This is a genomic window from Streptomyces sp. NPDC048389 (assembly GCF_040706335.1).
In the GTDB taxonomy this organism is placed as follows: domain Bacteria; phylum Actinomycetota; class Actinomycetes; order Streptomycetales; family Streptomycetaceae; genus Streptomyces.
In genome coordinates this window covers 66,316-76,417 of the sequence record NZ_JBEZKP010000034.1, presented here as the reverse complement: position 1 = coordinate 76,417, position 10,102 = coordinate 66,316, and the positions used below count along the sequence as shown (strand labels likewise).

6 protein-coding genes and 1 pseudogene are annotated in these 10,102 nt (G+C 69.6%); all 7 read left to right on the top strand.

Annotated elements, in window-relative coordinates; genetic code table 11:
- Window positions 1–163, top strand: a pseudogene (gene bldG / locus AB0903_RS22535) (anti-sigma factor antagonist BldG); the annotation flags it as partial.
- A 92-nt stretch (window positions 164–255) separates the two neighbouring features.
- Window positions 256–705: an ATP-binding protein gene (locus tag AB0903_RS22530; protein ID WP_366705441.1), complete on the top strand. Its 450-nt coding sequence runs from the start codon at window positions 256–258 to the stop codon at window positions 703–705.
- Between the two features lie 563 nt (window positions 706–1,268).
- On the top strand, window positions 1,269–3,671 hold the full coding sequence (locus tag AB0903_RS22525; protein ID WP_366705439.1) for a sodium-translocating pyrophosphatase: 2,403 nt from the start codon (window positions 1,269–1,271) through the stop codon (window positions 3,669–3,671).
- Window positions 3,672–3,868: 197 nt separating this feature from the next.
- Entirely contained in the window at window positions 3,869–4,453 is a 585-nt protein-coding gene (locus AB0903_RS22520) for a small secreted protein (RefSeq protein ID WP_366705437.1), read from the top strand.
- A 272-nt stretch (window positions 4,454–4,725) separates the two neighbouring features.
- Window positions 4,726–6,225, top strand: a complete 1,500-nt coding sequence (locus AB0903_RS22515) for a methyltransferase (protein ID WP_366705435.1) — start codon at window positions 4,726–4,728, stop codon at window positions 6,223–6,225.
- A 544-nt stretch (window positions 6,226–6,769) separates the two neighbouring features.
- Window positions 6,770–6,967, top strand: coding sequence for a hypothetical protein (locus AB0903_RS22510; RefSeq protein ID WP_366705433.1), 198 nt, complete (start codon window positions 6,770–6,772; stop codon window positions 6,965–6,967).
- Window positions 6,968–7,190: 223 nt separating this feature from the next.
- The gene (gene topA, locus AB0903_RS22505; protein ID WP_366705431.1) at window positions 7,191–10,031 is read left to right on the top strand and encodes a type I DNA topoisomerase; all 2,841 of its coding nucleotides are present in this window, start codon (window positions 7,191–7,193) and stop codon (window positions 10,029–10,031) included.
- The last annotated feature ends 71 nt before the right edge of the window (window positions 10,032–10,102 follow it).

Below are 10,102 nucleotides of genomic sequence, written 5' to 3'. Positions count from 1 at the left end.
CGGCGTGCTCGTGGGCGGGCTCAAGCGTGTGCGTGCGCACGAGGGCTCCCTGCGCCTGGTCTGCAACCAGGAGCGCATTCTCAAGATCTTCCGGATCACGGGTCTGACCAAGGTGTTCCCGATTCACACCACGGTCGACGAAGCAGTCGCCGCGACCGACTGACGGTCGGCCGGAGTCTGCCGGAAGCAGAGAGGGGCCCCGGGCATCCAGCCCGGGCCCCTGAGAGGCACGTCCGTACGTCCGAGGGGGACTGCATGGCAACCGTCGAGCTCCGCTTCAGCGCCCAGCCCGAGCACGTCAGAACGGCCCGTCTGGTCGCTGCTGCCGTGGCTCGCCGCGCCGGGGTCGAGGAGGCGGTGCTGGACGAGGTCCGGCTCGCCGTCGGGGAGGCATGCAGCCGCGCTGTCGGGCTGCACCGCAGCCACGGCATCACCGCGCCCGTACGGGTGGTCCTGGCCGAGGAGGAGAAGACCTTCTCCATCGAGGTCGGCGACGAGGTGCCGGCGTCGGGCACCGGCTCCACGGCAGTCTCCGCCGACGGCGCGGGTGCCGAGGGCGCCGACACGGACGGCGCGGAGGCTGAGGACGAGATGGGCCTCGCCGTCATCAGCGGTCTCGTGGACGACGTGGAGGTCTCCACCACGGAGGACGGTGGCGTCATCCGTATGAGCTGGCCGGTCGCATCGGTCGTGGCCGCTCCCTGAGCTCTGTCACCGTCGCCCCCTGAGCGGACCGTGGCGGACCGCTCAGGCGGACTGGACGGTCTTGCGCTCACCGCGCCGAGGCCGGCGCCGTGGACGCAACTGGGCCGAAACCGGCGCGCCGAGGCCACCCCGCGCCGAGGCGACTGAGCCGCGTTCCCTAAACCGCCATCGAACCCGGTCCGCCGAACGGCTTCCGGACGGCTTCACCGGAGGTTCCACCGGACGGGTTACCGGTTGGACCGGCGCGCATCGGACAGTCTTGTGTCCCCGGTGGCGTACGGCGCGAAGCCGCGCCGCCGCTGCGACCGATCTTCTGTCAGCTGATCGTTCCGGATGTTCCCGAATGAAAGAGGCCCTGCTGAGCAGGGCCTCTCCGTATTTTCTAGATCATCGACTCGGGGTCAATGCCTTTGTCCCGTTACCTCTTTCGGGGTTGATTTTGGTGCCCGATCGTTCTCTGAGGAGCAAGTCAAGGTCAATTGCATTTGCCGCGCCCTGTTTTGATCAGGTTCCGCTCCCTACAATCCGTCCACATCTTGAGCTCTGAACGTCAAGGAGGACGAATGGCGGGGCTCTTCAACCCTCACCTGATCGATCACCCCACTTCTCTCTCAGCCGCGGTACTCACGAATGACAACCGACTGATCGTTATTGTGATCGCGGTTGTCGCCCTGGCGGCGCTCGTCGTCGCCCAGCTCCTGGTCCGCCAGGTACTCGCCGCGGGCGAGGGCACCGAATCCATGAAGAAGATCGCGGCAGCCGTACAGGAAGGCGCGAATGCCTATCTGGCCCGGCAGCTGCGCACACTCGGCATCTTTGCCGTTGTGGTCTTCTTCCTGCTGATGCTGCTCCCGGCCGACGACTGGTCACAGCGGGCCGGGCGTTCCTTGTTTTTCCTGGTGGGTGCGCTTTTCTCGGCAGCCACCGGATACATCGGGATGCGCCTTGCGGTACGGGCCAATGTGCGCGTCGCCGCTGCCGCGCGCGAAGCGACACCGGCGGAAGGCGAGCCGGAAAAGGATCTGACGGCCGTCTCGCACAAGGCCATGAAGATCGCTTTCCGTACGGGAGGCGTGGTCGGCATGTTCACGGTGGGCCTCGGCCTGCTCGGTGCCTCCTGTGTCGTACTCGTCTACGCGGCCGACGCGCCGAAGGTACTCGAAGGCTTCGGCCTCGGCGCCGCGTTGATCGCCATGTTCATGCGTGTCGGCGGCGGCATCTTCACGAAGGCGGCCGACGTCGGCGCCGACCTCGTCGGAAAGGTCGAACAGGGCATCCCGGAGGACGACCCGCGCAACGCCGCCACCATCGCCGACAATGTGGGCGACAACGTGGGCGACTGCGCCGGCATGGCGGCTGACCTCTTCGAGTCCTACGCCGTGACGCTTGTCGCGGCACTCATCCTCGGTATGGCGGCGTTCGGCGACGCCGGCCTCGCCTTCCCGCTCATCGTCCCGGCGATCGGCGTGGTCACCGCGATGATCGGTATCTTCGCGGTCGCCCCGCGGCGCGCCGACCGCAGCGGGATGACGGCCATCAACCGCGGCTTTTTCATCTCCGCGCTGATCTCGCTCGGCCTGGTGGCAGTGGCCGCCTTCGTCTACCTGCCGGGTTCGTACGCCGAGTTGGACGGCGTCGGTGACGCCGCGGTCCAGGCGCACGACGGGGACCCGCGGGTGCTGGCGCTCGTCGCCGTCGCCATCGGCATCGTCCTGGCGGCGCTGATCCAGCAGCTGACCGGGTACTTCACGGAGACCAACCGGCGCCCCGTACGGGACATCGGGAAGTCCTCGCTGACCGGCCCGGCCACCGTGGTGCTGGCCGGCATCTCCGTCGGCCTCGAGTCGGCCGTCTACACCGCCCTGTTGATCGGCCTCGGCGTGTACGGGGCCTTCCTGCTCGGCGGTACGTCGATCATGCTGGCCCTGTTCGCGGTGGCGCTGGCCGGTACCGGTCTGCTCACCACCGTCGGCGTGATCGTGGCCATGGACACCTTCGGCCCGGTCGCCGACAACGCCCAGGGCATCGCCGAGATGTCCGGTGACGTCACCGGCGCCGGTGCCCAGGTCCTGACCGACCTGGACGCGGTGGGCAACACCACCAAGGCCATCACCAAGGGCATCGCGATCGCCACGGCCGTTCTCGCGGCCGCGGCGCTCTTCGGCTCGTATCGCGACGCCATCGCGACGGCGGCCTCGGAGGTCGGCGAAAGGCTTGGCGACGGCGCCCCGATGAACCTGGTGATGGACATCTCGCAGCCCAACAACCTGGTGGGCCTGGTCCTCGGCGCGGCAGTCGTGTTCCTCTTCTCCGGGCTGGCCATCAACGCCGTCTCCCGTTCCGCGGGGGCGGTCGTGTACGAGGTGCGGCGGCAGTTCCGCGAGCACCCCGGGATCATGGACTACACGGAGAAGCCGGAGTACGGGCGCGTCGTCGACATCTGCACCAAGGACGCGTTGCGCGAACTGACCACGCCCGGCCTGCTCGCTGTGATGACACCGATCGCGGTGGGCTTCTCGCTCGGGGTGGGCGCCCTCGGGTCGTTCCTGGCGGGTGCGATCGGCACCGGCCTCCTGATGGCGGTCTTCCTGGCCAACTCGGGTGGTGCCTGGGACAACGCCAAGAAACTCGTCGAGGACGGGCATCACGGCGGCAAGGGCAGCGAGGCGCATGCCGCGACGGTCATCGGAGACACGGTCGGCGACCCGTTCAAGGACACCGCCGGCCCGGCGATCAACCCCTTGCTGAAGGTGATGAACCTGGTGGCGCTGCTCATCGCGCCCGCGGTCGTCCAGTTCAGCTACGGCGACGACGCCAGCCCCGGCGTGCGTGCCGTGATCGCGGTCCTGGCGATCCTGATCATCGTCGGTTCCGTGTACATCTCGAAGCGGCGCGGCATCGCCGTCGACGACGAGGGCGCGGCAGAGCGCAGCACGAAACGGACCGGTGCGGCGGTGGTTTCCTGACGCGATCTCAACGGGCGGGCGGAGCGGCTCGAGCCGCTCCGCCCGCCCGTCCGTGTGCGGGCCGGTGGCCCGCGTGAGGCTTGTCTCCCTTGGTGCAAATGGCCCCAATACCACCTTAATCAGGCGCACGGCACGCGATTGTCGCCCAGTTGGCGTGTATGTTCCGGGGCCGAGAGGCCGTGGAAGGGACCGATCCGGTGAACAAGAAGCTTGCGGCCGCACTGTCCAGCGGTGCGGTACTGGTACTCACACTGTCGGGCTGCGGCGACGACAGCGAGGAAAAAGTGAACGCCTGGGCGAAGGACGTCTGCGACCAGGCACAGCCGCAGATCAAGAAGAGGGCCGACGCCCAGCAGGCCATCATCTCCACGGCCGCTGACGGCAAGCCGGCCGACATTCAGGCGGCCGACTCCAAGGCGTTCGCCGACATCGCGGCGGCGGACAAGGCGCTCGCCAAGGGAATCAGGGACGCGGGTGCGCCCCCGATCGAGAACGGTGAGAAGCTCCAGCAGGACGCGGTGAAGGAGCTCGACGCCACCGCGGCCGCCTACCTGGAACTGAAGAAGAAGGTCGACGACCTCGACCCCAAGAACCAGCAGAAGTTCGCCGACGGCCTGCAGACCGTCGCGGACGGCCTGAAGAAGATCGAGCGGATGGACCAGGCGGCGCTCGAGAAGCTTCAGTCGGGCGAATTGGGCAAGGCCATGGCGAAGCAGCCCGGCTGCCAGCGCGCCAAGACGTCCAGTCCCGCGAGCGGCTCCGTGTCGCCCGACAACGCGTAGACCGGGCCGTGGACCTGACTCCGAGGGGGCCGGCTCCTGAGAAGGGGCCGGGCCGTGCGGCGTCCGGGAGGGTTCCGCACGGCACGCCGCCCGTGAGGCGCGAGCACGCAAGGGCGCCCGCTTGTAGCGTGCCGGTGCCGGTGCCGGTGCCGGTGCCGGTGCCGGTGCCGGTGCCGGGGCCCGCCCGCCGTCCGTGAGGCGCGGACCCGCACCGCGCCCGTGAAGTGCCGGGCCGTGCGGCGGTTGTCAGTGGTGGCGGCGACAATGGGCGGGTGAGTACGACCAGCCTCCCCGTGCCCGACCACTCGCCCCGGCTCCGCGAAGCCCTTCTCGCCGCCGCTTTCACCGCGGACGGGCTGCTCGACCTGCTCGGCGCGCCTGCCTATGCGGCGCTCGCCCGCAGCGAGACCGTGCCCTCCCTGCGCGCCACGCGGGGGACCGGCCCCCTGGAAACCCTCACTCGGCTGTTCCTGCTCCAGCGCGCGGTGCCGCACGAGCAGGCGCGTGCCGCGCTGCCCCTCGAGGAGTGCCTCGCCGACGGCTGGGTGGTGCGCGACGGCGACGAGGTACGGGCCGCGGTGGACGTCCGACCGTACGGCGGGCCGGAAGGGCAGGACTGGTTCATCGTCTCCGACCTCGGCTGCGCGGTCGGCGGCGCGGGGGGTGCCGGCGGCCGGGGTGAAGGAGTGGTCCTCGGGGTCGGCGGGGCGTCCACCACGCTCGCCGGTATCACCGTCCGCACGCCCGTGGCGTCCGCGCTGGACCTGGGCACCGGCTCCGGCATCCAGGCGCTGCACGCCGCCCAGCACGCGACACGGGTGACGGCCACCGATCTGAACCCCCGCGCACTGCACTTCACCCGGCTCACGCTCGCCCTGTCCGGCGCCATGGAGGCCGATCTCCGCGAAGGCTCCCTGTTCGAGCCCGTCGGCTCCGACACGTACGACCTGATCGTGTCGAACCCGCCGTTCGTCATCTCCCCCGGTGCCCGGCTGACCTACCGGGACGGCGGGATGGGCGGCGACGAGCTGTGCCGCGCCCTGGTGTCGGAGGCTGGGGACAGACTCAATGACGGGGGATACGCCCAGTTCCTCGCCAACTGGCAGCACGTGGAAGGGGAGGACTGGCAGGAACGGCTGCGTTCCTGGGTGCCGCGTGGCTGTGACGCCTGGATCGTGCAGCGCGAGGTGCAGGACGTGACGCAGTACGCCGAGCTCTGGCTGCGGGACAGCGGGGACCATCGCACCGATCCCGCACAGTACGCGGTGCGGTACGACGCCTGGCTCGACGAGTTCGAGGCGCGGAAGACGAAGGCAGTCGGCTTCGGCTGGATCACCCTCAGGAAGTCCGGTTCCGAGCGGCCCTCGCTCGTCACGGAGGAATGGCCGCACCCGGTCGAGCAGCCGCTCGGCGACAGTGTGCGCGCGCACTTCGACCGGCAGGAGTATCTGCGGTCGCGGGATGACGCGGCGCTGCTCGCGGACCGTTTCGTGCTCGCCGACGAGGTCGTGCAGGAGCAGGTCGGGCTGCCGGGCGCCGAGGACCCCGAGCATGTGGTGCTGCGGCAGCACCGCGGTATGCGGCGCGCCACCAAGGTCGACACGGTCGGTGGCGGTTTCGTCGGGGCGTGCGACGGCAGCCTGAGCGCCGGGCAGATCCTCGACGCCATCGCCCAGCTGCTCGGTGAGGACCCCGTCCGGCTGCGCGACCGCACGCCGCAGGCTCTGCGCCTGCTGATCGACGAGGGCTTCCTGGAACCGGCCGCGCGCTGACGGCAGCCGCGCCGGATTTCCAGCCGGCGGCCCGGGGCGGGCGGCTGTCCCGGCCCGCGGGCCGCTCCCCGACCACGGCCGCAGTCGACGTCTGCCAGGCTTCCTGAAGCCGCCTCGCTCCGGATGGGTTTCTTGCCGCCGTAACGATGGCTGCCTCACCCGGGCTCGCCGGGCGTCGTGCCCGAAGGTTGCCTGGCCCGGGCCCTCAGCCCGCCATGCCCGAAGGTTGCCTCACCCGGGCTCGCCGGGCGTCGTGGCGACAGTCGCCTGGTGCGGGTCCTCCGGTCGCTCGCTCACCGGCCGCCGCCGCACCGAAGTGCACGCGGCCCCTGACGAGCCCCGTTCCGGGCCTCCCATCCGGTGGCCGGAATCGACAGGGAAATCCGGCCAAGGTTCGTTTTGCGGCCGCATTTCCTGTGACATCGCCCGCGACCGGGTGGGTGAACCCCACGCGGCGTTCACCCGCAATTCGTGCTTACGACGCCCCGGGGTGCCAGCCTCGCCCTGCAAGGACCTCGGCACCAGGGAAGGACCGGGTACGGGTATGGAGAGCGGGCCAGCGATCTTCGCCGGGACGGCATTCGCCCTGTTCGGGGCCGCGCTGCTGCTGTGGACCGGGACGCGACTGGCGCACCGCCGACCCGTCGCACACGGAGTGACCCCGGCCACGGCCGGCACCTTCGGCATGCTGTTCGGTGCGGCATTCCTCACTCTCGCGGTGTGGTGCTTCAGCCGCCTGTGAGGCGGTGCCCGGGAGGCGACGTGCCGATCCGGGCGGCATGAAGGGCTGGACTCGGGTTACCGTTCGAGTGGCCGTTGCGGGCTTTCGCCGTTTGACACGGGGGCGGGTTGTACCGTCACACTCCGCAGCGACAGCAGCGCCACAGCAGCGCAGCAAGGCATCACCACCGTGTGCCGCAGTGCTGTGAGCGCCCATCGAGCGTCGACCGGAGAGAAGAGCGAAGTTGTCCCCGACCAGCGAGACCGCACAGGGCGGCCGCCGACTCGTGATCGTCGAGTCGCCTGCCAAGGCGAAGACGATCAAGGGCTATCTCGGCCCCGGCTATGTCGTCGAGGCGAGCGTCGGGCACATCCGCGACCTGCCGAACGGCGCCGCAGAGGTGCCGGAGAAGTACACCGGTGAGGTGCGGCGCCTCGGCGTCGACGTCGAACACGACTTCCAGCCGATCTATGTCGTCAATGCGGACAAGAAAGCCCAGGTCAGGAAGCTGAAGGAGCAGCTCGCCGAATCCGACGAGCTCTACCTCGCAACCGATGAGGACCGCGAGGGCGAAGCCATCGCGTGGCACCTCCTCGAGGTCCTCAAGCCCAAGGTCCCCGTCCACCGCATGGTCTTCCACGAGATCACCAAGGACGCCATCCGCGACGCCGTCGCCAACCCGCGTGAGCTCAACAAGCGCATGGTCGACGCCCAGGAGACCCGCCGCATCCTCGACCGTCTCTACGGCTACGAGGTCTCGCCGGTCCTGTGGAAGAAGGTCATGCCCCGGCTGTCCGCCGGGCGTGTGCAGTCCGTCGCCACCCGTCTCGTCGTCGAGCGCGAGCGTGAGCGCATCGCCTTCCGCTCCGCCGAGTACTGGGACCTGACCGGCACCTTCTCCACCGGCCGGGCCGGTGACACGTCTGACCCGTCCACGCTCACCGCCCGGCTGAACACCGTCGACGGGCGGCGTGTGGCGCAGGGCCGTGACTTCGGTGCGGACGGCCGCCTCAAGTCCGACCAGGTGCTCCACCTCGACGAGGCGAACGCCCGGGCGCTGGCCGCCGCGCTGGAGAACGCCTCGTTCGCCGTCCGCTCGGTCGAGTCCAAGCCGTACCGCCGCTCGCCGTACGCGCCGTTCCGTACGACGACGATGCAGCAGGAGGCATCCCGGAAGCTGGGCTTCGGGGCCAAGGCCACCATGCAGGTCGCACAGAAGCTGTACGAGAACGGCTTCATCACCTATATGCGTACGGACTCCACCACCCTCTCCGACACGGCCGTCTCCGCGGCCCGTGCGCAGGTCACGCAGCTCTACGGCGCCGACTACCTGCCGGACAAGCCGCGGGTGTACGCCGGCAAGGTGAAGAACGCGCAGGAGGCGCACGAAGCGATCCGCCCCTCCGGCGACCGCTTCCGCACACCCGCGGAGACCGGGCTGACCGGCGACCAGTTCAGGCTCTACGAGCTGATCTGGAAGCGGACCGTCGCTTCTCAGATGAAGGACGCGACCGGTAACTCGGTCACCGTGAGGATCGGCGGCCGGGCCTCCGACGGCCGGGACGCCGAGTTCACCGCATCCGGCAAGACCATCACGTTCCACGGCTTCATGAAGGCGTACGTCGAGGGCGCCGACGACCCGAACGCGGAGCTCGACGACCGCGAGCGGCGCCTGCCGCAGGTCGCCGAGGGCGACGCCCTGGCCTCCGAGGAGGTCTCGGTCGACGGCCACGCCACCAAGCCGCCGGCCCGCTACACCGAGGCATCCCTGGTCAAGGAACTGGAAGAGCGCGAGATCGGCCGCCCGTCGACCTATGCCTCGATCATCGGCACGATCCTCGACCGCGGCTACGTCTTCAAGAAGGGGACGGCCCTCGTCCCCTCGTTCCTCTCCTTCGCCGTGGTCAACCTGCTGGAGAAGCACTTCGGCCGGCTCGTCGACTACGGCTTCACCGCGCGGATGGAGGACGACCTCGACCGCATCGCGCGGGGTGAGGCGCAGGCCGTGCCGTGGCTGAAGCGCTTCTACTTCGGTGAGGGTGACGCTGCCGGCGCCGCCTCCGAGGCGGGCAACGGCGACGGCGACCACCTCGGCGGCCTCAAGGAACTGGTCACCGACCTCGGCGCGATCGACGCCAGGGAGATCTCCAGCTTCCCCGTCGGCAACGACATCAAGCTGCGCGTCGGCCGCTACGGGCCGTATGTCGAGCGCGGTGAGAAGGACGCCGAGGGCCATCAGCGTGCCGACGTCCCGGACGATCTCGCACCCGACGAACTCACCGTCGAGTACGCGGAGGAGCTGCTCGCCAAGCCGAGCGGCGACTTCGAGCTGGGCACCGACCCGGCCACCGGGCACCAGATCGTCGCGAAGGACGGGCGCTACGGCCCGTACGTCACGGAGATCCTGCCCGAGGGCACCCCGAAGACGGGCAAGAACGCGGTCAAGCCGCGTACGGCCTCGCTCTTCAAGAGCATGTCCCTGGACACGGTCACCCTCGATGACGCGCTGAAGCTGATGTCCCTGCCGCGGGTGGTCGGCACCGACGCCGAAGGCGTCGAGATCACGGCGCAGAACGGACGCTACGGCCCCTACCTGAAGAAGGGCACCGATTCGCGCTCCCTGGAGAACGAGGAGCAGCTCTTCTCCATCACGCCGGACGAGGCGCTGGCGATCTACGCGCAGCCCAAGCAGCGTGGCCGGGCCGCCGCCAAGCCGCCGCTGAAGGAACTGGGCACCGACCCGGTGAGCGAGCGTCCCGTGGTCGTCAAGGACGGCCGCTTCGGCCCGTACGTCACGGACGGCGAGACGAACGCCACGCTGAGGACCGGCGACAGCGTCGAGGACATCACGCCCGAGCGCGGCTACGAGCTGCTTGCCGAGAAGCGTGCCAAGGGCCCCGCGAAGAAGAAGACAGCGGCCAAGAAGACCCCGGCCAAGAAGGCTCCGGCCAAGAAGACGGCAGCCAAGAAGGCCGCGGCGAAGACGACCGTCGCCAAGAAGGCAACCGCCTCGAAGAAGACCACGGCCAAGAAGACGACGGCGAAGACCGCGGCAAGGAAGACCGCCGCGGCGTCGGAGGAGTAGGCCCTCGGCGACCGCATACGGGCGCTTTGTGGCAGGGGAACTTCACACCCTTGCCACAAAGCGCCCGTATG

Excerpts from the sequence above, each read along its gene's own strand:
- AB0903_RS22510 (WP_366705433.1), top strand. The coding sequence starts at position 6,770 with ATGGAGAGCGGGCCAGCGATCTTCGCCGGGACGGCATTCGCCCTGTTC.
- AB0903_RS22530 (WP_366705441.1), top strand. The coding sequence starts at position 256 with ATGGCAACCGTCGAGCTCCGCTTCAGCGCCCAGCCCGAGCACGTCAGA.
- AB0903_RS22525 (WP_366705439.1), top strand. The coding sequence starts at position 1,269 with ATGGCGGGGCTCTTCAACCCTCACCTGATCGATCACCCCACTTCTCTC.